34 protein-coding genes are annotated in these 24,376 nt (G+C 72.0%); 11 read left to right on the forward strand and 23 right to left on the reverse strand.

Translation table 11 applies throughout. The features are described from left to right. Positions 1-18 precede the first annotated feature (18 nt). On the reverse strand, positions 19-948 hold the full coding sequence (locus F6J85_RS06900) for a 5'-3' exonuclease (protein WP_150924380.1): 930 nt from the start codon (positions 946-948) through the stop codon (positions 19-21). Positions 949-1,061: 113 nt separating this feature from the next. Here F6J85_RS06900 and F6J85_RS06905 point away from each other — a divergent pair, with 113 nt between their 5' ends. Then, the gene (locus tag F6J85_RS06905; protein ID WP_150924381.1) at positions 1,062-1,481 is read left to right on the forward strand and encodes a hypothetical protein; all 420 of its coding nucleotides are present in this window, start codon (positions 1,062-1,064) and stop codon (positions 1,479-1,481) included. A gap of 30 nt (positions 1,482-1,511) precedes the next feature. Here F6J85_RS06905 and F6J85_RS06910 read toward each other — a convergent pair whose 3' ends face one another. The 3 genes from F6J85_RS06910 to F6J85_RS06920 are packed head-to-tail and all read right to left on the reverse strand — an operon-like array spanning position 1,512 to position 3,668. Then, on the reverse strand, positions 1,512-2,339 hold the full coding sequence (locus F6J85_RS06910) for an alpha/beta fold hydrolase (protein ID WP_238707080.1): 828 nt from the start codon (positions 2,337-2,339) through the stop codon (positions 1,512-1,514). A gap of 28 nt (positions 2,340-2,367) precedes the next feature. Then, positions 2,368-3,132 carry a hypothetical protein gene (locus tag F6J85_RS06915; protein ID WP_150924382.1) on the reverse strand — a complete coding sequence of 255 codons (765 nt, stop codon included), beginning with the start codon at positions 3,130-3,132 and terminating at the stop codon, positions 2,368-2,370. Positions 3,133-3,149: 17 nt separating this feature from the next. Continuing rightward, on the reverse strand, positions 3,150-3,668 hold the full coding sequence (locus F6J85_RS06920; RefSeq protein ID WP_150924383.1) for a hypothetical protein: 519 nt from the start codon (positions 3,666-3,668) through the stop codon (positions 3,150-3,152). Positions 3,669-3,772: 104 nt separating this feature from the next. Here F6J85_RS06920 and F6J85_RS06925 point away from each other — a divergent pair, with 104 nt between their 5' ends. Continuing rightward, positions 3,773-4,363 carry a nucleoside deaminase gene (locus F6J85_RS06925; RefSeq protein ID WP_150924384.1) on the forward strand — a complete coding sequence of 197 codons (591 nt, stop codon included), beginning with the start codon at positions 3,773-3,775 and terminating at the stop codon, positions 4,361-4,363. A 28-nt stretch (positions 4,364-4,391) separates the two neighbouring features. On the opposite strand, the gene F6J85_RS06930 is transcribed toward F6J85_RS06925, so the two are convergent. Beyond that, complete coding sequence (locus F6J85_RS06930) at positions 4,392-5,297, reverse strand: hypothetical protein (RefSeq protein ID WP_150924385.1); 906 nt, start codon at positions 5,295-5,297, stop codon at positions 4,392-4,394. Positions 5,298-5,405: 108 nt separating this feature from the next. Between F6J85_RS06930 and F6J85_RS06935 the strand changes: the two genes are divergently transcribed. The 3 genes from F6J85_RS06935 to F6J85_RS06945 are packed head-to-tail and all read left to right on the forward strand — an operon-like array spanning position 5,406 to position 7,663. Further along, positions 5,406-5,837 (forward strand): YchJ family protein, encoded by a 432-nt coding sequence (locus F6J85_RS06935; RefSeq protein ID WP_150924386.1) that lies wholly within the window; start codon positions 5,406-5,408, stop codon positions 5,835-5,837. 28 nt (positions 5,838-5,865) lie between these two features. Continuing rightward, positions 5,866-6,966 carry an NAD(P)-binding domain-containing protein gene (locus tag F6J85_RS06940; protein WP_150924387.1) on the forward strand — a complete coding sequence of 367 codons (1,101 nt, stop codon included), beginning with the start codon at positions 5,866-5,868 and terminating at the stop codon, positions 6,964-6,966. 52 nt (positions 6,967-7,018) lie between these two features. Then, positions 7,019-7,663, forward strand: coding sequence for an SDR family oxidoreductase (locus F6J85_RS06945; RefSeq protein ID WP_150924388.1), 645 nt, complete (start codon positions 7,019-7,021; stop codon positions 7,661-7,663). Positions 7,664-7,677: 14 nt separating this feature from the next. On the opposite strand, the gene F6J85_RS06950 is transcribed toward F6J85_RS06945, so the two are convergent. Then, positions 7,678-8,712, reverse strand: coding sequence for an FUSC family protein (locus tag F6J85_RS06950; protein ID WP_150924389.1), 1,035 nt, complete (start codon positions 8,710-8,712; stop codon positions 7,678-7,680). Between the two features lie 120 nt (positions 8,713-8,832). Between F6J85_RS06950 and F6J85_RS06955 the strand changes: the two genes are divergently transcribed. Then, positions 8,833-9,153 (forward strand): TraR/DksA family transcriptional regulator, encoded by a 321-nt coding sequence (locus tag F6J85_RS06955; RefSeq protein ID WP_150924390.1) that lies wholly within the window; start codon positions 8,833-8,835, stop codon positions 9,151-9,153. A 75-nt stretch (positions 9,154-9,228) separates the two neighbouring features. On the opposite strand, the gene F6J85_RS06960 is transcribed toward F6J85_RS06955, so the two are convergent. The 3 genes from F6J85_RS06960 to F6J85_RS06970 all read right to left on the reverse strand — a co-directional run bounded on the left by F6J85_RS06960 (position 9,229) and on the right by F6J85_RS06970 (position 11,365). Further along, the gene (locus F6J85_RS06960; RefSeq protein ID WP_150924391.1) at positions 9,229-10,584 is read right to left on the reverse strand and encodes an HNH endonuclease signature motif containing protein; all 1,356 of its coding nucleotides are present in this window, start codon (positions 10,582-10,584) and stop codon (positions 9,229-9,231) included. A 129-nt stretch (positions 10,585-10,713) separates the two neighbouring features. Beyond that, complete coding sequence (locus tag F6J85_RS06965) at positions 10,714-11,007, reverse strand: DUF503 domain-containing protein (RefSeq protein WP_150924392.1); 294 nt, start codon at positions 11,005-11,007, stop codon at positions 10,714-10,716. A gap of 1 nt (position 11,008) precedes the next feature. Then, a complete protein-coding gene (locus tag F6J85_RS06970; protein ID WP_150924393.1) occupies positions 11,009-11,365 on the reverse strand; it encodes a nuclear transport factor 2 family protein in 357 nt (118 codons plus the stop codon). Positions 11,366-11,455: 90 nt separating this feature from the next. Here F6J85_RS06970 and F6J85_RS06975 point away from each other — a divergent pair, with 90 nt between their 5' ends. After that, on the forward strand, positions 11,456-11,965 hold the full coding sequence (locus F6J85_RS06975) for a glycine cleavage system transcriptional repressor (protein ID WP_150924394.1): 510 nt from the start codon (positions 11,456-11,458) through the stop codon (positions 11,963-11,965). Positions 11,966-12,090: 125 nt separating this feature from the next. Here the strand turns inward: F6J85_RS06975 and F6J85_RS06980 are convergent, their stop codons facing one another. From F6J85_RS06980 to F6J85_RS07000, 5 genes are all read right to left on the reverse strand, one after another. Beyond that, positions 12,091-12,459, reverse strand: coding sequence for a DUF3054 domain-containing protein (locus tag F6J85_RS06980; RefSeq protein WP_150924395.1), 369 nt, complete (start codon positions 12,457-12,459; stop codon positions 12,091-12,093). 45 nt (positions 12,460-12,504) lie between these two features. Next, positions 12,505-13,074, reverse strand: coding sequence for a DUF2238 domain-containing protein (locus F6J85_RS06985; protein ID WP_150924396.1), 570 nt, complete (start codon positions 13,072-13,074; stop codon positions 12,505-12,507). Beyond that, positions 13,071-13,880 (reverse strand): endonuclease/exonuclease/phosphatase family protein, encoded by an 810-nt coding sequence (locus F6J85_RS06990; protein WP_202980877.1) that lies wholly within the window; start codon positions 13,878-13,880, stop codon positions 13,071-13,073. The genes F6J85_RS06985 and F6J85_RS06990 overlap by 4 nt, the downstream gene beginning before the upstream one ends. Continuing rightward, a complete protein-coding gene (locus F6J85_RS06995) occupies positions 13,873-14,622 on the reverse strand; it encodes a glycosyltransferase family 2 protein (protein ID WP_202980878.1) in 750 nt (249 codons plus the stop codon). The genes F6J85_RS06990 and F6J85_RS06995 overlap by 8 nt, the downstream gene beginning before the upstream one ends. A 129-nt stretch (positions 14,623-14,751) precedes the next feature. Continuing rightward, on the reverse strand, positions 14,752-15,243 hold the full coding sequence (locus tag F6J85_RS07000) for an FBP domain-containing protein (RefSeq protein WP_150924399.1): 492 nt from the start codon (positions 15,241-15,243) through the stop codon (positions 14,752-14,754). Between the two features lie 273 nt (positions 15,244-15,516). Here F6J85_RS07000 and F6J85_RS17675 point away from each other — a divergent pair, with 273 nt between their 5' ends. Both F6J85_RS17675 and F6J85_RS18155 read left to right on the forward strand, forming a co-directional pair. Further along, positions 15,517-15,660, forward strand: a complete 144-nt coding sequence (locus tag F6J85_RS17675; RefSeq protein ID WP_191906778.1) for a hypothetical protein — start codon at positions 15,517-15,519, stop codon at positions 15,658-15,660. Further along, complete coding sequence (locus tag F6J85_RS18155; RefSeq protein WP_275094062.1) at positions 15,657-15,788, forward strand: hypothetical protein; 132 nt, start codon at positions 15,657-15,659, stop codon at positions 15,786-15,788. Before F6J85_RS17675 ends, F6J85_RS18155 begins: the two co-directional genes overlap by 4 nt. Before the next feature lie 9 nt (positions 15,789-15,797). Here F6J85_RS18155 and F6J85_RS07005 read toward each other — a convergent pair whose 3' ends face one another. Together F6J85_RS07005 and F6J85_RS07010 are read right to left on the reverse strand one after the other, a co-directional pair. Further along, positions 15,798-15,965: a methionine/alanine import family NSS transporter small subunit gene (locus F6J85_RS07005; RefSeq protein WP_150924400.1), complete on the reverse strand. Its 168-nt coding sequence runs from the start codon at positions 15,963-15,965 to the stop codon at positions 15,798-15,800. Next, positions 15,962-17,527, reverse strand: a complete 1,566-nt coding sequence (locus F6J85_RS07010) for a sodium-dependent transporter (protein ID WP_150924401.1) — start codon at positions 17,525-17,527, stop codon at positions 15,962-15,964. Before F6J85_RS07010 ends, F6J85_RS07005 begins: the two co-directional genes overlap by 4 nt. A gap of 145 nt (positions 17,528-17,672) precedes the next feature. On the opposite strand from F6J85_RS07010, the gene F6J85_RS07015 reads away from it, so the two are divergent. Continuing rightward, positions 17,673-18,110: a VanZ family protein gene (locus tag F6J85_RS07015; RefSeq protein WP_150924402.1), complete on the forward strand. Its 438-nt coding sequence runs from the start codon at positions 17,673-17,675 to the stop codon at positions 18,108-18,110. Here F6J85_RS07015 and F6J85_RS07020 read toward each other — a convergent pair. Together F6J85_RS07020 and F6J85_RS07025 are read right to left on the reverse strand one after the other, a co-directional pair. Beyond that, positions 18,083-19,177 carry a sensor histidine kinase gene (locus F6J85_RS07020; RefSeq protein ID WP_150924403.1) on the reverse strand — a complete coding sequence of 365 codons (1,095 nt, stop codon included), beginning with the start codon at positions 19,175-19,177 and terminating at the stop codon, positions 18,083-18,085. The genes F6J85_RS07015 and F6J85_RS07020 overlap by 28 nt on opposite strands. Beyond that, a complete protein-coding gene (locus F6J85_RS07025; RefSeq protein ID WP_150924404.1) occupies positions 19,167-19,850 on the reverse strand; it encodes a response regulator transcription factor in 684 nt (227 codons plus the stop codon). Before F6J85_RS07025 ends, F6J85_RS07020 begins: the two co-directional genes overlap by 11 nt. Positions 19,851-19,937: 87 nt before the next feature. On the opposite strand from F6J85_RS07025, the gene F6J85_RS07030 reads away from it, so the two are divergent. Then, positions 19,938-20,540 carry a M15 family metallopeptidase gene (locus F6J85_RS07030; protein WP_191906779.1) on the forward strand — a complete coding sequence of 201 codons (603 nt, stop codon included), beginning with the start codon at positions 19,938-19,940 and terminating at the stop codon, positions 20,538-20,540. 21 nt (positions 20,541-20,561) lie between these two features. Here the strand turns inward: F6J85_RS07030 and F6J85_RS07035 are convergent, their stop codons facing one another. From F6J85_RS07035 to F6J85_RS07055, 5 genes are read right to left on the reverse strand one after another with little or no spacing between them, the layout of a single operon-like run. Beyond that, positions 20,562-21,644 (reverse strand): DNA polymerase IV, encoded by a 1,083-nt coding sequence (locus tag F6J85_RS07035; RefSeq protein ID WP_191906780.1) that lies wholly within the window; start codon positions 21,642-21,644, stop codon positions 20,562-20,564. A gap of 25 nt (positions 21,645-21,669) precedes the next feature. Further along, on the reverse strand, positions 21,670-22,848 hold the full coding sequence (locus F6J85_RS07040; RefSeq protein WP_238707081.1) for a MalY/PatB family protein: 1,179 nt from the start codon (positions 22,846-22,848) through the stop codon (positions 21,670-21,672). After that, on the reverse strand, positions 22,845-23,402 hold the full coding sequence (msrA, locus tag F6J85_RS07045) for a peptide-methionine (S)-S-oxide reductase MsrA (RefSeq protein ID WP_150924406.1): 558 nt from the start codon (positions 23,400-23,402) through the stop codon (positions 22,845-22,847). The genes F6J85_RS07040 and msrA overlap by 4 nt, the downstream gene beginning before the upstream one ends. After that, positions 23,399-23,863: a peptide-methionine (R)-S-oxide reductase MsrB gene (msrB, locus tag F6J85_RS07050; RefSeq protein ID WP_150924407.1), complete on the reverse strand. Its 465-nt coding sequence runs from the start codon at positions 23,861-23,863 to the stop codon at positions 23,399-23,401. The genes msrA and msrB overlap by 4 nt, the downstream gene beginning before the upstream one ends. A 34-nt stretch (positions 23,864-23,897) precedes the next feature. Then, the gene (locus F6J85_RS07055) at positions 23,898-24,254 is read right to left on the reverse strand and encodes a glutaredoxin family protein (protein ID WP_238707082.1); all 357 of its coding nucleotides are present in this window, start codon (positions 24,252-24,254) and stop codon (positions 23,898-23,900) included. Positions 24,255-24,376 lie beyond the last annotated feature (122 nt).

The following is a 24,376-nucleotide window of genomic DNA, read 5'->3' on the forward strand; positions in this document are numbered from 1 at the left end:
GGCGGGGCGAGGCGCGCGTCAGACGGCGAGTGCGGCGAGGGCTCGGGTCATGGACGAGCCGAGGTTCCATTCCCGGGCGAGCGCCTCGGCGGCCTCGCGACGCCGGTCGTCCACCCCCGGGAGCCGGTCGTCGATCGCCGGCAGGTCCAGGTCGCGCACGACCTCCACGACCGTCGGGGCGACCCTCAGGTAGTCGGCGCCGGCGAGGATCTTCGCGCGCTGACCCGCCGGCATCCCCTCACCCGCTTCGGCTGCTGCGACGATGCCGGCGAGGTCGCCGTGCGCCGTCAGGAGTGTGGCGGCCGACTTCTCCCCGATGCCGGCGACGCCGGGGAGCCCGTCCGAGCTGTCGCCTCGCAGTGCGGCGTAGTCGGCGTACTGGGCGGCGTGCACGCCGTACTTGGCCAGGACCGTGGCATCCGTGACGATCTCGAGGTTGCTCATACCCCGCGCGGTGTAGATGACGCGCACGTCGCGGGAGTCGTCGATGAGCTGGAACAGGTCGCGGTCGCCGGTGACGATGTCGACGGGCATGCCGGCGCGCGTGGCGAGAGTTCCGATGACGTCGTCGGCTTCGTGCTCCGCGGCGCCGACGATCGGGATCCCCAGGACGTCGAGCGCCTCGCGGATGATGGGGACCTGCGCCTCCAGCGGGTCGGGCACGACCTCCACGTCGGGCGAGCCCGCCACCACCTCGGCGACGCGGTGGGTCTTGTAGCTCGGGATGAGGTCGACCCGCCACTGCGGTCGCCAGTCGTCGTCCCAGCACGCCACCAGGTGCGTCGGGTGGTACGTGCTCACGAGCTTGGCCACGATGTCGAGGAGCCCCCGTACGGCGTTGACGGGGGTGCCGTCCGCCGAGCGGACCGTGTCGGGCACGCCGTAGAACGCCCGGAAGTACAGCGACGCGGAGTCGAGGAGGAGCAGCTTGTCTGACCGAGAGGACACGTCGTCAGCGTATCCGCGGTACCCCTCACATCCCAGCCCGATTCGGTGTCGGTGGCACTCGTCAGCGAAGGGCGTCCGGTGTCCAGCACGGCCAGGCCGGCTCACCGATGAGGATGGCGTTCTGGTACTGCAACGCGGCGGACCGTGACCTCGACCGGCACCAGCATCACGTGCAGGTGAACCAGATAGTCATGGGCGCGAGCTACCCCCAGGGACGGGGAGGCGATCCTTCGTCGAGCTTGGGCACCGTGCCGTGCCGGTACAGTGACGGAATGCTCGCGACGATGACGACCACCACCTTCCGAGGCGCCGTCGGTATGGCGATTCTCAACGCGCTTGCTGCCGCCGCCGGGGCGTGCATCCTCATCGTGCGGATCGCCGACGAGAGCAGCCGCTTCGGAGTCCTCGCCGGGGCTGCGATCCTCCTCGCGTTCGGCACGCTCGCCGTGGCCTACTCGGGGAACGCCCTGCGGCTGCGCCGACAGGCGCTGAGCCCGGTCGGATCCGCACCACCAGCCGCGCAGGAAGGCTGAGTGCCGCCGCGATTCTCGCCTGTTCCTTGACTACTGCGAGACGCGGGCGAGCCAGTCGCCCAGGGCGGCGCGGAAGGCCGCGGGCTGCTCGATCCACGGATAGTGGCCGCAGTCATCCAGCAGCGTCAGGTGGGCGCCGAGCGCATCGGCATAGGCGCGGACGGGTGCGACGCCGCTGAGGAGGTCGTCGCGGCCACCGAGCACGAACGTCGGTGGCAGGGGAGAGGCCGTGATGCGCGCGGCCGCATCGGCCGGGATGTCGCGGAACCACGCCGACGACGCCGCCCATGTCATGGCACCGACTCCGGCGTGCTGGCGCTCGACCGGCGTCCAGCGGGCATACCCGGCTGCCGCTTCGGCCTCGAGCGCACGCTGGAATGTGGTCTCGTCGCCGGGTGATTCCCCGTTCATCGACGCGAATGCGCGGGTGATCTCCGGCTCGCTGCGGTGCGCCGCCAACGCCGCGCCGTCGTGCGGTGTCCCCGTCAGCCACGCGGCGGCCGGGGTCACCAGCGCCAGCGATCGGATGCGGCCGGGATGCTGGGCGGCGGCCGCCAGCGCGAGCCGCGTGCCGGCGGAGTGCGCGATGACGTCTACGGCCGGCGCCTCCAGGTGGTCGGCGACCTGGATGAGGTCGTCCGCATCCGTCCACCACCCGCGCGACAGTCCACCGGATGCGGGGGTGCCCCGGGGATGCAGGATGACGAGTGGCCGCGTGCGGGCGAGGCCGGCGAGGTCGCCGAGATACGCGGGGTCGCGGCACGGGCCGCCGGGTACCACGACGACCGGCACGGCTCCGGGAGAGTCGTGGATCTCGACGGCGATCCGGGAGCCGTCGGTCGTGTCGATGAACCGCACGGCTTCACACTAGGGCGGGGGCGCCGGCTCAGCAGGCCGGCCCTGCAGGGTTCTCGTCGCACGTCTTGTCGACGAGGGCCGTGCGCACTTCGAAGACCTCGACCGGGTACCCCGCCGTCGTGGAGGTGACTGGCCCGTTCACGGGGAACCAGCGCCCCACGCCGAAGTCGACCTCCGCGAAGTATTCCGTCGTGACCGCGACCTGGTAGACGCCGCGCTCGCCGTACGCGTGGCTCGTGGCCGTGGGAGTGAACTGCGCCTGCCCCAGCTCGCCCCAGGATGCTCCGCCCGAGGTGGAGCGCGCGGTGGTGCCGTCGCCGTAGTCGAAGACGAACGCCGAGGGGGTGAACCGCACAGTGACGGGGCGGCCGAACAGCGTGCCGCTGACCGACTGCGCCGACGCGGAGGCGACGAAGTTCACCGGCATGCCCACCACACCCACACCGTCGGGCTCTCCAGCGAGGGCAGGCCCTCCGGGCGCGAAGCTCGCGACATCCCGCGCCGTCACGGCGGGGATGCCGGGGAGCACTTCACCTTCGACGGGTTCGCACACGGCGAACCCGCCTCCGATGAGCGTGCAGCCCGGCGGCAGCGCCTCCGGATCGCTGGGGGACTCCGGGCCGGCGGAGTCCGATCCGCCCGGGTTCCCTCCCCCTCTCGGCGGACGCTGCGGCGTGATCGTCTCCCCGACGATGTCGATCTGACTCCCCGAGTTAGACGCGCAAGCATTCTGCCAGCCGAATCCGCTGCACCCCGTCGGCGCGTTGGTAGCTGCAGGCGTGAGGAGCGCCATTGTTAGAGTCGCGACCGTTATGAGCCGCACGTCGGTTCCCCATCACGCGGTACGAACCGGACTATGGACTCCGCAGCTGGGCTCACCTCGACCGTCAGGGCCTGAATGTCCGGACGCTCTGCGCTGACCACGGACTGACCGGCTGAATCTGTCAGTGACACAGCGGACACGTCCACACACACGTCAACAGAAGCTACGTCCGTGGTGCGAACGGCCGGCTCAACAAGGGTTACGACGCTCTCGCCCGTCACGGTCCATCCGTCGGCGTGCATCTGGGTGAACGATTCGCGGGCCGATGCGTTGGCGTCACCGGTGGTGAGGGCGTAGACGGGCTCGAACGTGGCGGGGTCGCTCAGGTCGACCTGGTTGAGGGCGTCGACGTAGGCGCGGTAGGTCTCTTCGGCGGCGGCGAAGGCCTGCTCGTCGGTGAGCGGAGTGGGCGTGGTCTCCTGGGGCTCGGGGGAGCCGACGCATCCCGTTGCCGCAGCGGCCACCACCGCGAGGACGGCGAGGGCGCGGGCTACTCGGGCGAGCATGGCACCCAGGCTAGGAGCGAGACCTGCCCCTCGCACCCGTTATCCACAACATCGACGACATCGGGCGTAGCAGGTCGGAAACATGCACGCGCCAGGATGGCGGCATGACCCTTGCCACCGCTCTCTCCGCCACGCTCCCCGACTGGCTCGTCGCCGACCTGCCGAACCTGCCGGAGACCCTGCCCACGCTCGAAGACCGCATGGACCTCGTCAACGCGCTCGCCGACCGCAACTGGCGCGCCGGCAACGGCGGTCCGTTCGCGGCGATCGTGGTGGAGGCCGAGTCGGGGCGGCTCGTGTCGGCGGGCGTCAACGTCGTGCTGAGCTCGGGGCTCAGCTCCCAGCACGCCGAGGTGACGGCGATCGGCCTGGCCCAGACCGCGCTCGGGCGGTGGGACCTGGGCGCCTCGGGCGCCGACCTGCAGCTCGTGGTCAACTGGCGCCCGTGCGTCATGTGTTACGGCGCGACGATGTGGAGCGGCGTCCGCTCGCTCGTCGTGGCCGGTGAGGGCCCCGAGCTCGAGTCGCTCAGCGGGTTCGACGAGGGACCGGTCGTCGCCGACTGGATCGCGCAGTTCGAAGCCCGCGGCATCCGCGTCATCACCGACGTGCGGCGCGACGAGGCAGTGCGGGTCTTCGCCGACTACGGTGCGGCGGACGCCGTCGTCTACAACGCTCGCGGCGCAGTCACCTGAGCGGTCGCGCACCCGCCGCCCGCACCGCTCACCCGGCCGTGCCCCAGTACACCCGCGTGTAGCCGGGGAGTTCGAGGACGAAGTAGCCGGTCGCCGCCACGGCAGGGGCGACGTCGAAGACCTCGGCGTAGCGCTCCGTGGCACCGGGCGGCACGGGATCGAGGTCCCACATCGGTGGGAGAGCGGTCAGGTCGGGGAGGTACTCCGCGTCGGCCCGGCCGCCGTCGCCGGTGAGCAGCCATGAGTACGGCGCGTAGTCGTAGTCGTGCACCGGATCGAGCGTCCCCTCGCTGAGGTTGGCCAGCTCGACGGTCACGGCGAGGTAGGCGCCGTTCTCCGGCTCGGTTCCGCCCGATGCGGATGCGGCGGCGGTGACGTCCTCCGGTGCGCCGACGGTCATCGCCCACACCTCGGAGCCGGAGTTCTCATCGATGATCGTGACGGTCGTGCCGTACGGGAGCGGGTCGGCCCGCGAGGCTCCCGCCCCGTCGAGCCCCGGGACGCCCAGTTCCGGAGCGAGCGGCGGCTCGTCCGGAACACCGGGCACAGCCGGCTCCTCGACGGCGGGCGGTGCGTCCCTCGTCTCCCATGGCCAGCTCGGTACGCCCAGGGGAACCACGAACGACCAGGCCATGATCACCGCCGACACCCCGGCCAGTGCGAGCGCGGCGATCGGAAGACCGCGCGGGGCCGCGCGTCGCACGATCGCGACGACCGCCACGATGAGGGCCGCCGGCAGCAGGGGGACGAGGAGGATCCGCCCGGCGACGGGAACGACCGCCCCCACCAGGCACAGGATCCCGAGCACGAGGGCGGCGAGGGCGAGTCCGGAAGGGCCCGGCGGCGGAGCGGCGCGACGGGGGTCGGGGCCGTAGGCGGGAGGAGCGCCGGGATACGGCTGATGGAGCGACGGCGGAACGTCGGGACCGGTCATGATGCTCCTCTCGCCGGTGGCCCCATGGTACGGATCCGTCCCGCCCCTGACGGATCTGCGGGTGATCGTGTGGAAAGCCCGATGCGTGCCCGCCGATAAAGTGGCGGGATGTCGTTCGGTGCCGCCTCCGCTGCGCGCGCGGGTGACGGCGCGCCGTGCCCGTGCGGAAGCGGCGCGGCGTTCGGCTCATGCTGCGGGCCGCTCCTGGCCGGCGATCCTGCGCCGACCCCCGAACGGCTGATGCGCTCGCGATACACGGCGTTCGTCGTGCGGGATGCGGCGCACCTCGAGCGCACGTGGCATCCGCGCACGCGTCCTGCCGACGCGGTGCAGCTCGACCCCGACGTGCAGTGGACGGGCCTGGAGATCGTGGATGCGTCGTCCGACGCCGACGCCGACGCCGACGCCGACGCCGGTGTCGTGGAGTTCCGCGCCTCGTGGCGTGACGGCACCTCACGCGGGGTGCTGCACGAGCGCAGCCGGTTCGCCCGGCGCGGCGGACGCTGGCTGTATCTCGACGGCGACGTCGCCGCGGAATAGCGCGGAGGCAGGCGCGGTTCTGCCGGGTATGGACACCGACGCGCTCCGCGAGGTCGATGTCGCCGTCCTGGGGGCGGGACAGGCCGGCCTCTCCGCCGCCTACCACCTGCGTCGGCGCGGGTTCTCCCCGGTGACGCAGGCGGCGGATGCTGCGACCTTCGTGGTGCTCGACGGCGAGGCCGCGCCCGGCGGCGCGTGGCAGCACCGCTGGGCGTCGCTGCGGATGGCCACGGTCAACGGCATCCACGAGCTGCCGGGCTTCCCGGTGCCGCCGGCCGACCCGGACGCACCCGCGCGCGAGGTGCTGCCGCCGTATTTCGCCGAGTACGAGCGGCGGTTCGCACTCGACGTGCAGCGTCCCGTCGCCGTCCGCGCCGTCCGTCCCGCCGACGACGACCCGCGCGGGAGACTCCTCGTGGAGACCGACCACGGCGCGTGGTCGGCTCGCTACATCGTCAACGCCACCGGCACCTGGACCCGCCCGTTCTGGCCGCACTACCCCGGCCAGGAGCGGTTCCGCGGCCGCCAGCTGCACACCGCCGACTACGTCTCGGCCGACGAGTTCGCCGGGCAGCGGGTGATCGTGGTGGGCGCAGGCATCTCCGGCGTGCAACTGCTGGAGGAGATCTCCCACGTCGCGACGACCTTCTGGATGACCCGGCGCGAACCCGAGTGGATCGAGGAGGACTTCGACATTCCCGCGCGGCTGGCCGCAATCGCCGGTGTGGAGGAGCGCGTTCGTCAGGGCCTACCGCCGGGCAGCGTCATCTCGGTCACGGGCATGCACTGGACCCCGTGGGCCGAGCGTGCGCGCGATCGCGGGGTGTTGGAACGCCTGCCGATGTTCACCCGCATCGAGGAGGACGGCGTGCGCATGCCGGACGGATCGTTCCTCGCCGCCGACGTGATCCTGTGGGCCACCGGCTTCCGCCCCGCACTGGACCACCTCGCACCGTTGCACCTGCGCACGCCCGAGGGCGGATTCCGCGTCGGCGACTCGCGCTCGCTCGACGATCCCCGCGTGTTCTTCATCGGGTACGGGCCGTCGGCATCGACGGTGGGCGCGAACCGCGCCGGCCGAACGGTGGCCGCGGCGATCGCCGCCGAGCCGGTCGGCGTGGACGCGTGAGCGCGGCGTCAACCCCTCGTTTCCGCGCGGACGCGCCCAATAGCGTGGGACCGTGACTGATTCCCGTGTTCTCATCCTCGGCGGCCATGGCAAGGTCGCCCTCCTTCTGGCCCCCCTGCTGGTGGCCCGCGGCGACCAGGTGACCTCCGTCATCCGCAATCCCGCGCACGCCGACGACGTGTCGGCCACCGGGGCCAAGCCCCTCGTGCTCGACCTGGAGGACGGGACCGAGCTCGGCGAGGCGTTCGCCGGATACGACGCGATCGTCTGGTCGGCCGGTGCCGGCGGCGGAAGCCGCGAGCGCACGTACGCCATCGACCGCGACGCGGCGATCCGCTCGATGGATGCGGCGGAAGCCGCCCGCGTGCGCCGGTACGTGATGGTGTCGTGGATCGGGTCATCGCCCGATCACGGCGTGGATCCGGACAACCCGTTCTACGCCTACGCCGACGCGAAGCTCGCCGCCGACGATCACCTGCGCGCCAGCACGCTGAACTGGACCATCCTCGGGCCGGGCGCCCTCACCCTCGATCCCCCCACGGGCCGGATCGCCCTCGACCCCGAAGGTGACGGGGCTGTTCCGCGCGCCGACGTGGCCGCCGTGATCGCCGCCACGCTCGCCGAGGACCACACCGTGGGCCGCTTCATCCGCTTCGGTTCCGGCGACACCCCGATCGCGGAGGCCCTCGCCCGCTGACGGATGCGCGTGCGTCAGTCGCCGACGAGGTTCTCGTGGATGCGGTGCAGGTCGACCAGCAGCGATCCCACGAGCACCCAGTGATCGGCTGACGGCGCGGCCACCTGCAGCGGCCGGGTGAGGGCGGGCGGCTCGGCGGGGGGCGTCTCGGCCGGGCCGGCGACCGCGCCGGCTGACACCCGCAGCCGCACGTCGTGGGCCGCGCGGCGCAGCTGCTCGGCGATGGCCCGTACCGACGGCTCGTCGACGATGCTCGGGTCGTAGCGGTCGACGACGGCACGGGTCATCCCGATCACCTGCGTGCTGATCGGTCCGAACATGTCGAGTTCCTCCTGCGCGCGGGCGACGGCGGTTCGCACTCGACGCCCCCGCGGGTTGAACGTGAGGGAGTCATTGGCTTCGTCGATGGCCTTCTCGGCGGCGTCTCGCATGGGCCGGAGCAGTCGCGCGGTCAGCAGCAGCTCCTCCAGCTCCGCCCTGGTGCGGGGATGGGACAGTGCGCCCGCCAGGCGGTCGAGCGCGTCGGCGATCTCGATGCCGAGCCCGTCGCTCTTGTCGCGAGCGGGGCCGATCGCCACCGGCGGCACGACGGCGAGGTTCACGAGGAAGCCGATCGCGGCGCCGATGAGGGTCTCCAGAACGCGGTCGACCGCGTACCCCGGCGTCGCCGTGCCCAGCGACAGCACGAGCAGCGCGCTGATGCCCACCTGGTTCGACGTTCCCGGGGTGAGCTTGAGCGCCCATGCCGCCAGGAGCGCTACGGCGGTGGCCAGCAGCGTCACCCACGGGTGGGTGCCCAGCAGGATGCCGAGCACCGACGCGATGACGACGCCGGCGACCACCCCGATACTGCGTTCGATGGCCTTCGTGAACGACTGATTGAGGCTCGGCTGCACCACCAGCAGCGCGGCGATCGCCGCGAACACCGGCAGCGGGCCCTGCACGAGCCACGCGGCGAGGATCCACGCCGCGACGACCGCGACGGCCGACTTCAGCACCTGCAGCAGCGGCCCGCGCCGGGGGGATCGGAAGGTCGCGGGAATGCGCATGCACCGAGTGTCGCAGGGACGACAGGGGGATGGTGCGGGGTTGCGCGCCGTCGGGCCGCCACGCTGCGGATCGAGGCCTCCGGCGGCCAGCGCCTGTGACGGCGGGCGTAGCGTGGAGGCATGCCGGATCTGGAGCTCATGCGCCGCGACGTCCTGACGCGGCTCGAGCGCCTGGGCGCCGACGAGCGCTCCCTGTTGCACGACCGGGCCGACGGTACCGCCGACGACGAACACGACCCGGAGGGCTCGACGCTGTCGGGGGAGTGGTCGCGCGTGGACGCCCTGCGCCGGGCGGCGCTGGGCGAACTGGCGGAGATCGACGCCGCCATGGCGCGGCTGGCCGACGGCACCTACGGCATCTGCGCCAGGTGCGGCCGCCCCATCCCGGCCGAGCGCATGGAGGTGCGTCCGACGGCCCACCTGTGCGTGGCCTGCGCATAGGAAAGGAGCCCTCGATCCCTGTTCCTGCGGCGCAGGGTGTCCGCGTCGTCGCATCCCTGAAGGGCTGGCCGGGCGTCAGAAGGGCGGCGGGCCTGCGTCGGGGATGAACACCACGCGGGGTGGGGGTTCGTCGGTGTAGGTGCTGCCGAGGGGGCTGGTGAACTCCAGCGTCCCGTCGGCGCGCTGCCGCACCGTCCACGCCGTCTCCGTCTTGAGGGTGTGGTGGCGGACGCACAGGTGCGAGAGGTTGCCGACCGCAGTCGGACCGCCGTCGTGGTGCTCGTGATTGTGGTCGATCTGACAGCGGTGCGCCGGCTGGCGGCATCCGAAGCCGCGGCAGTGCTGGTCGCGCGCCTGCAGGAACCGTCTCTGATCGGGGCGGGGTGTGTACCGGTCGACCTCGAGGACCGTGCCGGTGACGGGATGGACCAGCACCCGATCCCACCCGGGAGCGTGGGCGGTGAGCCGCCGGGCGGTGTCGGGGTCGATCGGGACCTGTCCGTGCAGGCTCGCACCGGAGCCGACGGCGCCGAGGAGAGTGAGGACCGGCACGACCACCTGCACGTGGGCCCGAACCGCGCCGAGCCCGCCCGGGTAGTGGTCGCCGGTGGTGGGGTCGACGGCGGGTGCGCCGGTGAGGAGCATGTCTGCGGCCACATCCGCGCCGATCTGCGCGAGGGTGCGCGCGTCATCGACCGCCGGCTCGACGTCGGGCGCCGCATCCGGTGCGGCCGTGTTGTCGTCGCCGCGGCGCGCGCGCTCGGCGTTGGCCTCGTCGCGGATCACGCGGGCCTGCTGCCGGATGCGGTCGCGGATCCCGTACGCGATGGCGGCGGGAAGGCGCAGCTGGAGGAGGGCCATCCCGTCGTCGAGATCGAGGATGCTGACCCCACGGGTCTTCGCTGCGCACGCGTGGCGCTCATCCATCCCCACCGGGTTGACGGCCTCGGCGAGCTCACGTGCGTACGCCTTCGTCCGACCCGGCGTCTCCTTGGCGGCGAAGTCGAGAACCGTCTGCTCCCACGCCCCGCGCACATCGTCGTCTGCGACGCCGACGCCCACCTCGAGGATCACGGTGACGTGCCGCTGGGAGATGCGCGCCTCCTCCAACGCCGCCACCGTGGCAGGCAGCTTCGCCACGAGCGTGTACGCGTCGTTCAGTTCCTTCTGCGCCGTGAGGTCGTGCACGTGCGTCGCGAAGGCGATCTCGGCGGCGAGCGAGCGCATGGGCATCTCGCGCTCACGAGAATCGCGCGAGGTCATGCGCGCCGTCTGCTCCAGGGCGACCTCGACGAGGGCGGCGTGATGGCGGATCCGCGCCGCCTGTGCCCGGGCGATGATGGCTTCCTGCTGCCGTGCGGCGGTCAGGCCGGCCCGCAGGCGGGCGGCATCGCCGGGGGATATTTCCCCAGGCCCGAAGCTGTTTTCCATGCCTTCACGCTAGCGGGGGCCACCGACATTGCCTCCGCGCCCGGATGGGTCGGCGACGACCCTGTGGAGAACCCGCGTTCTCCACAGCGCCGCATCCGAAGTGCCCGATGTCTTCGCCCCCCGGCGACGTCAGTCGTCGCTGGAATGCAGCCCGCGTCTGGCCGAGAGCAGGGTCGCCTCGGGATGCTCGGCCATCACGCGCTCGGCGGTGTCGAGCACGTCCCGCACGTGCGCGGGCGACTCGGCGACGACCGCGACGCCGATCTCCGCGCGGCGGTGCAGGTCGTGCGCGCCCGTCTCGGCGGCCGCCGCCTCCGTGCGCCGGCTGAGGCCGGCCAGGATGGGGCGCAGGATGCTGCGCTTCTCCTTCAGCGAGTGCACGTCGCCCAGCAGCAGGTCGAACGCGATCCATCCGACCCACATGTCAGGACGCCGACGCGCGTGGCGCCATGAACCACTCCACGAACCGCCGAGCACGGCCGTCGGAGGCGAAGTGCACCTCCCACAGGTTCGAGTACCTCTCGTGACCGGGGTAGTCGACCCATCCCGTGACGATGCCCAGGTCGTCGTTCTCGATGAGCACGCGCAGGTCGTACACGGGCTCGGCGGGCTCGTCCTCACCCCACATCGCCACGATGGCGTCGATTCCGATCGCCGGGGCGGGATCGTCGGGGCGGAACCAGTATTCGGCGTCGTCGGTGAACAGGGCGCGGACGTCATCGGGGCGCTTGGTGCGCCACGCTCGCTGGTAGCCGGCGAGCCAGTCGCTCGTACGTGTCATGACTCCGGTCTACCGGGTCGGGGCCGCCCACGCCACGACGTTTCGCGTGACGCACTGTGGCCGGGAACGGCGCCTGGGTACGCTGACGCCATGACCACGCTCGTCCTCACCCTCGTCGGCGACGATCGCGCCGGCATCGTCGCCGCCGTCGCGACGATCGTCGATGCCGCGGGAGGCAACTGGGAGAGCAGCCAGCTCGCGGAGCTCGCGGGGGCGTTCGCGGGCATCGTCGAGGTCTCGGTGCCCGACGAACGCGCCGACGAGTTGCGTGAAGCGCTGAGCGGTATGGACGGGCTCGTGACGGTCACCACCGTCGCCGCCGCATCCGCAGCCCACGCGCCGGCGCGGCACATCGCACTGCAGGTGCTCGGCAACGATCGCCCCGGCATCGTGCGCGAGATCACGGCTGCGCTGAGCACGCACGGCCTCAGCATCGACCGGATGACCACCGAGGTGCGGGATGCGGCGATGTCGGGCGGCCGGCTGTTCGAAGCGTCGATCGAGGCACGGGTTCCGGCAGGGCTGAACGTGGAAGACGTCCGCGGTGAGCTCGAGCGCGTGGCCGCGGAGATCCAGGTCGACCTCGCCGTCAGCGACTGACGGGCTCGGTCAGCCGGCCACGCGGGCGGTCGGTTCTCCCGGCGTCGACGTCACCCTCCGCCGAGACACCACTTTCCGCCTGAGACACCCGGCGTCGCCCGGTGTCTCGGACGGGATGTGGTGTCTCACCGTCTGCGCAGGGCAGCGATGGCGCGCCACCCGACCAGGAAGGCCAGGAGCGTCACGGCGGCCACGACGATGAAGGCCACGGCGGTGCCCTGTCCCGACACCGCGCGCAGCAGCATCCCGCCGGCGACTGTGATCGCCCACACCGGCACGCCGGTGCGCAGGGCAGCGGCAGGGCGGCGCCACGCCAGGACGATCAGCCACCCCGCGACGAGGGAGACGAGGAAGGGCCATGCCGTCTGCGCCAGACCGGAGCCGCCCGGGCCGAACGGGTCGCCCTCGTGCGTGGCGCGGCCGATGGCGGCGAAGACCGTCACGAGGAGGGCGTCCAGAGCGAAGGCGCCCAGTGCGGCGCGGCGAGTCGACATGCCTCCATTCTCCCCGCATCGGCGGCGTGGACGGTGTCGGCGGGATCACTCCAGCAGGTGCACGCGGGTGGCGATGAGCCCGCCCACCAGCGCGCCGAGCCCGCCGGCGGCCATGTCGCCGATCGTGTCGGCGTACTCGACGAAGATCTCGTCGGTGATGAAGGTGTAGCCGGCCCACTCCACCATCTCCCACAGGGCGCTGATGGCCAGCCCGATGATCGTCACCAGGACGATCGGGGTGCGTGCGGGCGGGCGCGTCCCGATCACAGCGGGGATGACGCGAAGGCGGCCGGCGAAGACGTACAGCATCACCGCGAGGGCACCGGTGCACTCGAAATGCACGAGCAGGTCCCATCCGGGCACCATGCGGTACAGGTCGATGACGTTGCTCCATGCCGCCACGAGCACCGACACGCTGAAGAGGATGTCGAACCCCGCCCGCACGCCGAGGAACCGGGGGAGCACGAGCGCGGGCAGCGTGAACGCGAGGATCCCGGCGTCGGTGGGGCTCCACACGAATCCCGCGACGAACACGCTCAGCAGGCCGGCCACCCGCAGCGCGTCGGCGACCCATTCGGCGGCGCCGGATGGCGGGCGCAGGAACCGTTCGATCATGCGACGGCGCCCCGCATCCGCACGACCACCTGCACCGGCAGATGATCCGACGCCCGACCGCCGCGCACCGGGCGGGCACCGATGCCGGCGCTCACGACGTCGAAGCCGCGTGCGTGGATCGCGTCGATGCGCGTGCCGCCCGAGCGCGGCCGGCGGCGGCTGGCGTACGTGCCCCACTCCCGCGTGAGATGCGTGCTCGCGAGCGCCCACGTGTCGGCGAATCCGGCGGCGTCCAGCCGTCGCCGCGGGGCGGACTCGGGCCCGGCGTTGAAGTCCCCCGTGATCAGGGCTGCGCCGTCTCCGGCGTTGTCGGCCAGGATCGCTGCCGAGCGCGCCCGGGCGAGGGGGGAGAGGACGTCCAGGTGCGTGTTGATCATCAGCAAGCGCGCCCCGGTGGCGCGGTCGGTGAATTGCACGCGGGTGAGGATGCGGGGGAACAGGGTTCCCCACGACCGCGAACCCGCGACGTCGGGCCGTGCCGAAAGGGCACGCTGGTCCCAGTCGACCAGTTCGAGGCGGGCATCGTCCCAGAACACGGGGCAGCCCTCGCCCCCACCGTCGGCGTCGCGGCCCCGGCCGACGAAGCGGTACGAGGCGCCCAGCGCGTCGCGCACCACGTCCGCCTGATGCGGCAGCACCTCCTGCGCGCCGAGGATCGTCGGCTGCTCACGGCGCAGCAGCGCGCGCATGCTGTCGCGTCGCCGCAGCCAGCCCGCAGAGCCCTTGCGCGCACGCAGCACGTTGAACGTCATGACGGACAGCTGTGGCGCCGGCACCGGCCCGATCAGGGCGTCGTTGTCAGGCACAGCGTCCCGCCCTCGCGCCATCCAGCGCTCGGCGCATCACGAGGTGCACCCAGCGCACAGGGGGAAAGTCCTGCGGCCAGTGCAGCACGACGGTGAGCACGCCGCGGATCGTCCGCACCGCGAAGGCGCGCGGATCGCCGAACGGACGCATCGACACGCCCATCGCGGCGTCGCGTGCGAACCGGATGGGGTAGCGGATCCCGATGTGGAACGCGAGGTCGAAGTCGTCGTGGATGCCGGGGGACAGGTGCACCGATCCGCGGACGCGCCGCCACACGTCGCGGCGGAAACCGAGGTTCGACCCGTAGAGGGGCAGGTGACCGAGCGCGGAGAACGCCACCGCGGTGTAGGCGCCGAGATAGACCGCCGCCAACGGCGCGCGCAGCCGCCGCGGGCCGTCGACGAACCGCGCGCCCCCCGTGAACGCCCCCACGCGGGGGTGGCGCTCGAACGCCGCCGCCATCGTCTGCACCCACGTGACCGCCGGAAGGCAGTCGGCGTCCAGGCGCAGGATGATGTCGCCGATCGCCGCGTCATAGCCGCAGGCGCTCGCCGCCGGGATGCCGCGGCGTCGGCAGGGGACCACACGCGCACCGGCGTCGCGGGCGACCGTGGCGGAGTCGTCGGAGGAGCCGTTGTCGACCACGACCACTTCATCGGGATGCTGCGTCTGCAGCGCGAGGGCGCGCAGGCAGCGGCGGAGCACTGCGGCGTCGTCTTTGACCGGGATGACGACAGACACGCGCGTCACATCGCCTCCAGGCCGGGGTCGGGATCCTCGACTCTCGGGATCACCCCCTCACGCTATGGGGACCTCCGGGCCGGGTCGGCACGGTTGACACCTCCCACGGGAGCAGATACCCGCGGCCGGTCAGTTCCCGTCGCGGATGCTGCGGACGAAGCCGCCGACGTTCTCCCGCAGTGCCTCGATCCGCCGCTGTCGCGCGGCCTCGACGTCGAACCCGAGGTAGGCCACGGGAGGGCGCCTGCGGACGTTGTGCGAACACTCGAAGTGCCCGCACACGAGCGTGCCCACGGTGTCGCCGCGCCGGCCGGCATCGCCCGAGCGCCGGGCGCTGAAGAACACGACGTCGTTGGGGAGCTGCACGTCGGCGCACCACGCGCACTGCGCTCGGGAGCGCGGGCGCGCCTCCGCCTGGCGCAGGAGGACGCCGGCGAGGTCGCCGTCGAGTTCGACGATGACATAGCCCAGCAGAGGGAGCTTGGGGTCGCGCCACCCGAGGTAGTCGAGCCGGTCCCACTCGAGGGCGTCGAAGCCGGCGGGGAGGGAGAGGTTCTTGCGCTCGCTGCGGGAGGCGTTGAGGAAGGACGCCCGGACCTGGGCGTCGGTGATGGGGAGCATGACGACGACTTTCGTGACGGCGCTCGCCGGGGACGGCGAGGCGAAGCGGAGGAGCGCGCGGTGCGCGAGAGAAGCCCCGAGGGGCGAGGAGCCGGCGGTGCCGTGCTACCTCGTGCCGACGCGGGAAGCGCCGGGTACCTCCATCCGGCGCGCAGGCCTGATCGTCCGTGTCACCGTCTCAGGGTAACGCCCGTACGCGGCGGAGGGGGCGTTGTCCAGGGTCTTGCCGCGGAGCGGGCGGCGAGGAGGCTGGAGGCGACGGAAGGGACTTCCATGAGCGATACCACGCACGGCCGGCACGACGACGATGCACGAGCCGACGACGCGCCCCCCACCGACGCGGTCACCGACGAGGTGCGCGCGGACGCCGCATCCGCCGAGAAGCACGCCGGCGCGGCCGACGAGGACGAGTCATGAACGCGGAGGAGAAGACCCGTCTGGCCGCGGGGGAGAGCGGTCAGCTTCCACCGCCGCCTCCGGCCGCACCCGCCACCCCGGCCGTGCCCGCGCGGCGCGACAGCGACGAGGCCGACGAGAACGACTGACCCCCGCGCTCAGGTGTCGCGCTCGATGATGGCGTTCGCGGGGCGCTCGTCGTCCTCGCCGCCCTGCGGGTAGTCGGCGCGATCCGGCCGTGCCCGCAGGTAGAGGATGCTGGCGATGAGGCCGCCCCACAGGATGACGATGGCCAGGGTGAGGAAGACGATCGCGACGGCGCTCATGAGGCCCGCTCCTCACGACGGGTGGACGCCGGGGGATACGGCGGCCACGGGGTGAACTCATCCGGCGACCGCCGCCACGCCAGCAGGGACAGGACGATCGTGGCGACCACGATGAAGGCGATCGAGCCCCACCCGAAGGCGAGGAGGTACCAGCCGGGAAGACCGCCGTACCCCTCGGAGATCAGGGTCACGATGCGCTGGATCAGCATGTACCCGAGTACGACCGGGGCCACCACTCCCACCAGGGCCACCCACACGCGGCCGACCTGGAAGGTGGAGACGGCGTTGAGGTGGGAGCGCAGTTCGCCCGCACGGCGCAGCACCCACACGATCAGCACGGAGCCGAGCACCGCCGATGCGACGATGCCGATGTTGTTGGCCCATTGATCGGTGACGTCCAGCGCCAGCAGCCCGGTCGTGGTGGAGAACAGCAGCACCGACAGCACCGCCGAGACGATGCCGACGCCCAGCGCCGCTGCGCGCCGTGACAGCGCGAACTTCTCCTGCACGGCCGCCGACACGACCTGCAGCACCGAGACGAGCGAGGTGAATCCGGCCATCGCGAGCGAGCCGAAGAAGAGGCAGCCGAACAGGGCCCCGCCGGGCATCTCCGAGACGATCGCGGGGAAGGTGATGAACGACAGCCCCACGCCGGTGAGTCCCTCGAGCTCTCCGATCGCGACGTTCTCCTGTACGGCGAAGAACCCCAGGGTCGCGAACACGCCGATGCCGGCGAGGATCTCGAACGACGAGTTCGCGAACGCCACGACCAGGCCCGGAGCGGTCAGATTCGAGCGCCGGCGCCGGTAGGAGGCGTAGGTGATCATGATGCCGAACGCGATGGAGAGGGAGAAGAAGATCTGGCTGTAGGCGGCGATCCACACGTTCGGGTCGCCCAGCGCCGCCCAGTTCGGGGTGAACAGTGCGTCCAGCCCCACCCCGGCGCCCTCGAGGAACAGCGCGCGGACGACCAGGATGAGGAAGGCGACCACCAGCAGCGGCAGGAACACGACGTTGACGCGCTGCAGGCCCTTCGCCACGCCGGCCGCCAGCACGGCGATCGTGACGATCCACACGAGCGCAAGGGGGATCAGCACTCCGGGGACGAACTCGAAGCTCAACCCGGGGTCGCCGGTCTGCAGGTAATCGCCGGAGAAGAAACCGGCGGGGTCGTCGCCCCAGCGCAGGTCGAAGGAGAAGACGAAGTAGCTCACCGCCCACGCGATGACGACGGTGTAGTAGAGCCCGATCACGAAGGCGATCGCCACCTGGAACCAGCCGAGCGACTCCAGCCAGCGCCCGCGCGGCCCGCCCAGTCGCCGCAGCGACGTCGGCGCCGATCCGCGGAACCGGTGACCGATCGCGTAGTCGAGGAAGAGGATCGGGATGCCGGCGGTGAGCAGGGCGACGAGATACGGGATGAGGAACGCACCCCCGCCGTTCTCGTACGCGACACCGGGGAACCGCCAGATGTTGCCGAGCCCGACCGCCGAGCCGATGGCCGACAGGATGAAGCCGACCTGACCGGTCCACTGCTCGCGGGGGGCTGCTGCGGTGCTCATGCGATCCTTCGGTGCGACGGACGGAGGGCGGTCAGGACGATAGCACCGACGCGGACGGCGCGCACCCGGTTGACCGAGCGTGAGCGCGCGCGGCGCGGCGCGTTCGCATATGCCGGCGCAACATGCCACCGGATGGGATGGGGTCATGCGCGTCTTCGTCCGTGGCCTGTTCGCCGTCGTGGCCCTCGCCGTCGTCGCGGGGCTGACGCTCGCCCCGCGCATGCTCGTCGGCCCCGCCCGCCGCGCGTTCCTGGACTGGGCGGATGCCACGACGATGCCCCTGCTGGGCGGAGCGGAGTATGCCGACGCGGAGCGGCTCCTCAACACCGCGATGTTCGTCCCGCTGGGCGCCGCCCTCGCGCTGCTGCTTCCGCTGCGCGGATGGCCGCTCGCCGTCGCGGCCGGCTTCGGCGTCTCGGTGGCCGTCGAATACCTTCAGGCGGCGATCCCGGGGCGGGTGCCCGATGCCACCGACGTGGTGTGGAACACCGTGGGCGCCCTGGTGGGCGTGGGGGCGGTGACGCTCGTACGCGCGCTCGCCGCAGCGGTGCGGGCTCAGCGGGGCAGCGTCACGCGTACGTGAAGCCCGCCCTCGCCGCGGGCTGTGACCTCAAGGGTGCCGTGATGGGCCCGCACGATCGCGGCGACGAGGGCCAGGCCCAGACCCGATCCCTGAGCGGCGTCGGGGCCCCGGGTGCGGCCGGCGCCGCGGACGAACGGCTCGGTCAGGGTGGCCGCCGTCGCGGAATCGATCACGGCGCCGGTGTTGACGACCTCCAGCGACGCCCCGCCCGGCAGATCGGTCGTGGTGACGCGCACGCGGCCGCCGCGATGGTTGTGGATGACGGCGTTGTGCACGAGGTTGCCGGCGAGCCGCGCCAGCAGCGTCGGGTGCCCGATCACGGGGGCCGGTGACAGATCGGTGTCGACGCGGACGTCGGCGGCCTCCGCATCCGATGCCGCGTCCGTCACCGCACCGGCGGCGATGGGGGCCAGATCCAGACGCTCCCGCTCGAGGGCGTCCCCGCGTCCGGCCCGCGCGAGCGAGAGCAGGGCCTCGGTGGTGGCGATCGCACGGTCGTTGGTCTCGCCGATGCGGGTGAGCAGCCGATCGACGTCGCGACCGGCGGGGTCGGCCTGGGCGACCTCGACGAGGGTCCGCACGATCGTGTGCGGCGTGCGCAGCTCGTGCGAGGCGTTCGCGGCGAACCGGCGCTCTTCGTCGATCGTGTGCTGCACGCGGTCCAGGAGCGCGTCGAACGCGTCGGCGAGGTCGGTCAGTTCGTCCCGGCGCCCGGGCAGCCGGATGCGCGCGCCGAGTGACCCGTCGCGCGCACGGCGTGCCACGTCGGTGATGCGGCCGAGCGGTCGCAGGACGAAGCCGGCGAGGATCCACCCGCCCACCAGCCCGAACAGCAGGAGGGCGATCAGGGCCCACCACGCGTACCGCACGAAGACCTCCATGAGGTCGGAGCGGTTGGGGACGAACAGGCCCCCGAGGTCTTGGATGTTCGCGTCGGGGACGAATCGCAGCAGGAGGAATCCGACCGCGAACAGTGCGACCCCGGCGATGAGGAGGAATCCGGCGTAGCTGAGGGTCAGTTTGACGCGCACGGAGAGCCCGGCCGGGCGGGGGAGCTCAGGGTCCATCGTGTGCGGCCGTCCCGGCCTGGATGCGGTAGCCGACGCCCGGGACGGTTCCGATCCACCATGGCTCGCCCAGACGCTTGCGCAGGGCGGAGATCGTGATGCGCACGGCGTTCGTGAACGGATCGGCGTTCTCGTCCCACGCGCGCTCCAGCAGATCCTCGGCGCTGACCACGCCGCCGCCTGCGGCCACGAGCACCTCGAGCACGGCGAACTGCTTGCGGGTGAGGGCGACATACCGTCCGTCGCGGTAGACCTCGCGGCGGAACGGGTCCACGCGGATCCCCGCGACCTCCATCACCGGCGGGCTGCCGCCGGCAGGGCGCCGGCTGAGCGCACGCAGGCGCAGCACCAGTTCCCGCAGCGCGAACGGCTTGGTGAGGTAGTCGTCGGCGCCGCTTTCGAACCCGGTGACCTTGTCGTCGAGCCGGTCGGCGGCGGTGAGCATGAGCACGCGCGGCCCGGCGGGCACCTGCGACAGTGAACGCGCGATCTCGTCGCCGTCGGGCCCCGGGATGTCGCGGTCGAGCACGACGACGTCGTAGGAGTTGACGGAGAGCTGCTCCAGCGCGGTGTCGCCGTCGCCGGCGATGTCGGCGGCGATGGCCTCCAGGCGCAGGCCGTCACGGATCGCCTCGGCGAGATAGGGCTCGTCCTCGACGATCAGTACGCGCACGCCCCCATGCTAGGTCGGGGTGGATATCGCGGGTGTATGCGAAGTCCGATACGGCCCGGCAACGTCCCGCCGTCTGGGATGGCTCCCATGCAGATCTCCACGAACCTCGTCGCGGCGCCCTCCCGGGTGCGCCAGACCACCTTCGTCGCCCTCGCCGTGTGCCTGGCGGCGATCGTCGCGGCGTGCGTCATCGTCGTCGCGGGCCTGACCACGTCGTTCGCCACGGCTCCCTTCAGCCCCCGCGTGCAGGACGGCCACATCCCGGAGGGGGCGACCGTGTCGCTGGATGACGATCACCTCCCCGCCATCGGCAAGCTCGATCCGGCCCTGCTCAGCGCGATGCGGGAGGCCGCGACCGATGCCGCCGGCTCCGGGCTGGACTTCCCGGTCGCCAGCGGCTGGCGCAGCGCGCAGTATCAGGACTGGATGCTCCGCATCGCCGTGGAGACCTACGGAAGCGAAGACGTCGCCCGGCAGTTCGTCGCGACGCCCGAGGAGTCCAGCCACGTCACCGGGAAGGCGGTGGACATCGGCTCCGTCGACGCGCAGTCCTGGCTCAGCCAGCACGGTGCGGACTACGGCCTGTGCCAGGTGTACGCCAACGAGCCGTGGCACTACGAGCGTCTCATCGACCCGGGTGACGTGTGCCCACAGATGGTGCCCGACGCCTCGTCCGCACGAGAAGGGTGAGGGCGCCCGGGGAGCGGCCCGTCACCAGCCGCCGCGCGTGGGGGTGTGCCCCTCGCGCGCGTCGTCGGGCATCTGCATCTCCGCGCGCACGCCGAGCAGCCGCAGCGGCCGGTCGGGCTCGATCTTCGCCACGAGCGCGAGGATCGCCGCGACGACGACATCCCGATCGGAGGTGACGGGCACCTTCCGCGTGAAGGTCTTCGTCGTGAAGGGCGCGTACCGCACCTTCAGCCCGACACCGACCACCGGCCGGCCCTCGGCGGCGACGTCGTCGAGCACCTGCGCCGCGAGCGTGCGGGCGGCGTGCTCGATCTCGGCCGGGTCGGCCACGTTCTGCTGGAAGGTCGTCTCCCGGCCGTGCCCGCGCGCCACCCACGGGGTGTCGTCCACGACGCTCGCCCCCTCGCCTCGGCCGAGCTGTCGGTACCACGGACCCATGCGCGGCCCGAACTCGGCCATCAACGGTGCCTCGTCCGCGTGCGCCAGCTGCGTCACGGTGCGGATGCCGAGACCCTCCAGCCGCCGGGAGATCTTCGAGCCCACGCCCCACAGGTCGCGCGTGGGGCGATCGCCCATGACCTCGAACCAGTTCTCCGCCGTCAGCCGGAACACCCCGCGCGGCTTGCCGAACCCCGTCGCGACCTTCGCGCGCACCAGCGTGTCGCCGATCCCGACGCTGCAGTGCAGGCGCGTGCGCTCCAGCACCGCGGCCTGCAGGTCACGCGCACGGGCTTCCGGGTCGGAGGTGCTCACCCCCACGAACGCCTCATCCCACCCGAGCACCTGCACGACCGCACCCGGTTGCGCGCGCAGGGTCGCCATCACCTCCTCGGATGCGGCGGTGTAGGCGGGAGCGTCCACCGGCAGGATGACGGCGTCGGGCACCTTGCGCGCCGCCAGGCGCAACGGCATCCCCGAGCCCACCCCGAATTCGCGCGCCTCGTACGACGCCGTGGAGACGACGGCGCGCTCGGTGGGGTCACCGCGGCCGCCGACGATGACGGGGCGCCCTGCCAGCTCGGGCCGTCGCAGCACCTCGACGGCGGCGATGAACTGGTCGAGGTCGACGTGCAGCACCCAGGGCCGCACGGCTGCGTCGCTCATGCGCTCCAGTGTGGCGCAGACTCCGTCACGCGTGGGCGGCGCCGCGGTTGGCCAGCGCGGAGGCGATCCGCTCGATCGCGGCGCGCAGGAGCGGGCGGGGGAGGGCGAAGACGAAGCGCATGTGCCCGATGCCGGCGACGCCGCACGCGGCTCCGTCGGTCATCGCGACGGCCGCGTGCGTGCGGAACCACTCCGCCGGGTCGCCCGCGATGCCGTACGCGCGGAAGTCGATGAGGGCGATGTAGGTCGCCTCCGGCATCGTCATCCGCGCGTCGGGGAGGAGTTCGGCCACGAGCTCGGCGAGGAGGCGCCGGTTGCCGTCGAGGTAGTCCACGACCTCGTCCAGCCAGGGCGCGCCGTGCGTGTAGGCGGCTGCGTTGGCCACGGCGCCGAGTGTGGACGTGCCGTGGCCGGCCCAGAATCCGAACTCCGCCCACGCGGCGGCATCCGCGTCGCTGGAGAGGATCACCTGCGCGCATTTGAGGCCGGCGAGGTTCCACGCCTTCGACGCCGATGCGGCCGTGATCGTGTGGGACGCGGCCTGCTCCGAGATCGACGCGTACGGCACATGGCGCGCGGGGGCGTAGACCAGCGGTGCGTGGATCTCGTCGGAGAACACACGCCCGTTCTTCGAGGCCACGACGTGCGAGACGGCGTCCAGCTCGGCGCGCGTGAAGACCGTGCCGAGGGGATTGTGCGGGTTGCACAGCACGAGCAGCTCCCCTCCGTCGTCGAACGCCCGCGCGATGCCGTCCAGATCCATCGTCATCCGGCCGTTCACGGGGATGCTGGGCACCTCGATCACGTGGCGCCCGTGCAGCTGGGGCACCGTGAGGAACGGCATGTAGGCCGGAGTGGGGACGATGACGGCCGTGCCCGGCGTCGTGAACCGTTCGATCGTCAGCTCGAAGGCGGCGATGACGTCGGGGACGTGGTGCACGCGCTCGGGCGGAACCTCCCATCCGTACGCGCTCCGGTACCACTGCGCCGTCGCTGCGGCGAGGCTCTCGTCCAGGTGCGCGGGGAGGTATCCGGTGAGTCCGCGCTCCAGCGCAGCCACCATCGCCTCCCGGACGGCCGGGGCGAGACCGAAGTCCATCTCCGCCACGAACGCGCCGATGACCTCGGGGAACATCGTCCACTTGACGCTGCCGCCCCGTCGCAGATCCGTCTCGGTGAGCGCATCGAAGTCGGCAGTGGTCACGCGGTCGCCGCCTGCTCGCGGCGGGGCAGCACCCAGTCCGCGCGCGGGAAGTGGCACGTGTATCCGTGGGGGTAGGTGATCAGGTAGTCCTGATGCTCGGGCTCGGCCTCCCAGAACGGGCCCGCGGGCTCGATCGTGGTGACGGCCTTGCCCGGCCACAGGCCCGACGCATCCACATCGGCGATCGTGTCGCGCGCGACGCGCTCCTGCTCGGGGGTGAGCGGGAAGATCGCAGAGCGGTAGCTCGTGCCGATGTCGTTGCCCTGCCGGTTCAGGGTCGAGGGGTCGTGGATCTGGAAGAAGAACGCCAGGATGTCGCGGTAGGTCGTCTTGGCGGGGTCGAACACGATCTCCACCGCCTCGGCGTGGCCGGGGTGGTTGCGGTAGGTCGCGTGGTCGTTGCGCCCGCCCGTGTAGCCCACGCGCGTGTCGAGCACGCCGGGCTGGCGGCGGATGAGGTCTTCCACCCCCCAGAAACAGCCGCCGGCGAGGACGGCGGTCTCCGTGCCGGGGGTGCGGGTGATGGCTCCGGTGTCGGTGGGTCCGCTGGTCATGAGGCGTTCTCCTTCGTGTCGGTGAAAAGCGTGCGGTAGGCGCCGTACCCCTGCTCGTCGAGCTCGTCGAGGGGGATGAAGCGCAGGGCGGCGGAGTTCATGCAGTAACGCATCCCTCCCGCCTCGCGCGGTCCGTCGTCGAAGACGTGCCCGAGGTGACTGTCGGCGATCGTCGAGCGCACCTCGGTGCGCGTCATCCACAGCGTACGGTCGGTCTTCTCCACGACGGCCGATGTGTCGATGGGACGGGTGAAACTCGGCCATCCGGTGCCGCTGTCGAACTTGTCGTTCGAGGAGAACAGCGGCTCGCCCGAGACGACGTCGACGTAGATGCCCGGCTCGTGGTTGTCCCAGTAGCGATTGCGGAAGGGCGGCTCGGTGCCCTCCTCCTGCGTCACGCGGAACTGGACGGGGGTGAGGCGACTGAGCGCCTCCGGAGTCTTGCGGTACTCGTTGCTCACGATTCCTCCTGGCTGACGGCGCTGGCTGCGGCGTCTACCGAGGAGAACGATCGGCCCCGCCGTTTTGGTCCCGCGAAGCTGGGAGCGCGCCGTGACTTCGTCCCCGTGAGGCATCCATCGCGTCCGCCACGGCGACGAGCACGTGGTCGATCGTGGGAACGCCGTCCGCGCGCATCGTCTCGCCGCCCCCGGGGGCTCGCACGATGACGGTCGGAGTGGCCCGGATGCCGCGGGACTCGGCGAGGTCGGGCTCGAACGCCACGTCGTGCTCGGTGACGGCGACGTGCGGCAGGAGCCGGCGGACGCGGTCGAGCACGGCGCGCGTGCGGCGGCAGGCACCGCAGAACGACGTCGAGTACAGCTCGAGCGTCACCGGAAGCTGTGCGGGCATGAGTTCCTCCGTCGTCCGACAACGTCCGGGTCGGCACCCGCATTCCGGAAGGCTCCCGCGCGCGGGCCGGCTGTGCGGGGAGGAGATGTCGCCGGCGGAGGACGGAGACGGGCAGATCCATC

Source organism: Microbacterium lushaniae (assembly GCF_008727775.1).
GTDB lineage: Bacteria > Actinomycetota > Actinomycetes > Actinomycetales > Microbacteriaceae > Microbacterium > Microbacterium lushaniae.

Excerpts from the sequence above, each read along its gene's own strand:
- F6J85_RS06905 (WP_150924381.1), top strand. The coding sequence starts at position 1,062 with ATGGCGTTCTGGTACTGCAACGCGGCGGACCGTGACCTCGACCGGCAC.
- F6J85_RS06915 (WP_150924382.1), bottom strand. The coding sequence starts at position 3,132 with ATGGCGCTCCTCACGCCTGCAGCTACCAACGCGCCGACGGGGTGCAGC.
- F6J85_RS06920 (WP_150924383.1), bottom strand. The coding sequence starts at position 3,668 with ATGCTCGCCCGAGTAGCCCGCGCCCTCGCCGTCCTCGCGGTGGTGGCC.
- F6J85_RS06925 (WP_150924384.1), top strand. The coding sequence starts at position 3,773 with ATGACCCTTGCCACCGCTCTCTCCGCCACGCTCCCCGACTGGCTCGTC.
- F6J85_RS06930 (WP_150924385.1), bottom strand. The coding sequence starts at position 5,297 with ATGACCGGTCCCGACGTTCCGCCGTCGCTCCATCAGCCGTATCCCGGC.
- F6J85_RS06935 (WP_150924386.1), top strand. The coding sequence starts at position 5,406 with ATGTCGTTCGGTGCCGCCTCCGCTGCGCGCGCGGGTGACGGCGCGCCG.
- F6J85_RS06940 (WP_150924387.1), top strand. The coding sequence starts at position 5,866 with ATGGACACCGACGCGCTCCGCGAGGTCGATGTCGCCGTCCTGGGGGCG.
- F6J85_RS06950 (WP_150924389.1), bottom strand. The coding sequence starts at position 8,712 with ATGCGCATTCCCGCGACCTTCCGATCCCCCCGGCGCGGGCCGCTGCTG.
- F6J85_RS06955 (WP_150924390.1), top strand. The coding sequence starts at position 8,833 with ATGCCGGATCTGGAGCTCATGCGCCGCGACGTCCTGACGCGGCTCGAG.
- F6J85_RS06960 (WP_150924391.1), bottom strand. The coding sequence starts at position 10,584 with ATGGAAAACAGCTTCGGGCCTGGGGAAATATCCCCCGGCGATGCCGCC.
- F6J85_RS06965 (WP_150924392.1), bottom strand. The coding sequence starts at position 11,007 with ATGTGGGTCGGATGGATCGCGTTCGACCTGCTGCTGGGCGACGTGCAC.
- F6J85_RS06970 (WP_150924393.1), bottom strand. The coding sequence starts at position 11,365 with ATGACACGTACGAGCGACTGGCTCGCCGGCTACCAGCGAGCGTGGCGC.
- F6J85_RS06975 (WP_150924394.1), top strand. The coding sequence starts at position 11,456 with ATGACCACGCTCGTCCTCACCCTCGTCGGCGACGATCGCGCCGGCATC.
- F6J85_RS06980 (WP_150924395.1), bottom strand. The coding sequence starts at position 12,459 with ATGTCGACTCGCCGCGCCGCACTGGGCGCCTTCGCTCTGGACGCCCTC.
- F6J85_RS06985 (WP_150924396.1), bottom strand. The coding sequence starts at position 13,074 with ATGATCGAACGGTTCCTGCGCCCGCCATCCGGCGCCGCCGAATGGGTC.
- F6J85_RS07000 (WP_150924399.1), bottom strand. The coding sequence starts at position 15,243 with ATGCTCCCCATCACCGACGCCCAGGTCCGGGCGTCCTTCCTCAACGCC.
- F6J85_RS17675 (WP_191906778.1), top strand. The coding sequence starts at position 15,517 with ATGAGCGATACCACGCACGGCCGGCACGACGACGATGCACGAGCCGAC.
- F6J85_RS18155 (WP_275094062.1), top strand. The coding sequence starts at position 15,657 with ATGAACGCGGAGGAGAAGACCCGTCTGGCCGCGGGGGAGAGCGGTCAG.
- F6J85_RS07005 (WP_150924400.1), bottom strand. The coding sequence starts at position 15,965 with ATGAGCGCCGTCGCGATCGTCTTCCTCACCCTGGCCATCGTCATCCTG.
- F6J85_RS07010 (WP_150924401.1), bottom strand. The coding sequence starts at position 17,527 with ATGAGCACCGCAGCAGCCCCCCGCGAGCAGTGGACCGGTCAGGTCGGC.
- F6J85_RS07015 (WP_150924402.1), top strand. The coding sequence starts at position 17,673 with ATGCGCGTCTTCGTCCGTGGCCTGTTCGCCGTCGTGGCCCTCGCCGTC.
- F6J85_RS07020 (WP_150924403.1), bottom strand. The coding sequence starts at position 19,177 with ATGGACCCTGAGCTCCCCCGCCCGGCCGGGCTCTCCGTGCGCGTCAAA.
- F6J85_RS07030 (WP_191906779.1), top strand. The coding sequence starts at position 19,938 with ATGCAGATCTCCACGAACCTCGTCGCGGCGCCCTCCCGGGTGCGCCAG.
- F6J85_RS07035 (WP_191906780.1), bottom strand. The coding sequence starts at position 21,644 with ATGAGCGACGCAGCCGTGCGGCCCTGGGTGCTGCACGTCGACCTCGAC.
- msrA (WP_150924406.1), bottom strand. The coding sequence starts at position 23,402 with ATGACCAGCGGACCCACCGACACCGGAGCCATCACCCGCACCCCCGGC.
- F6J85_RS07055 (WP_238707082.1), bottom strand. The coding sequence starts at position 24,254 with ATGCCCGCACAGCTTCCGGTGACGCTCGAGCTGTACTCGACGTCGTTC.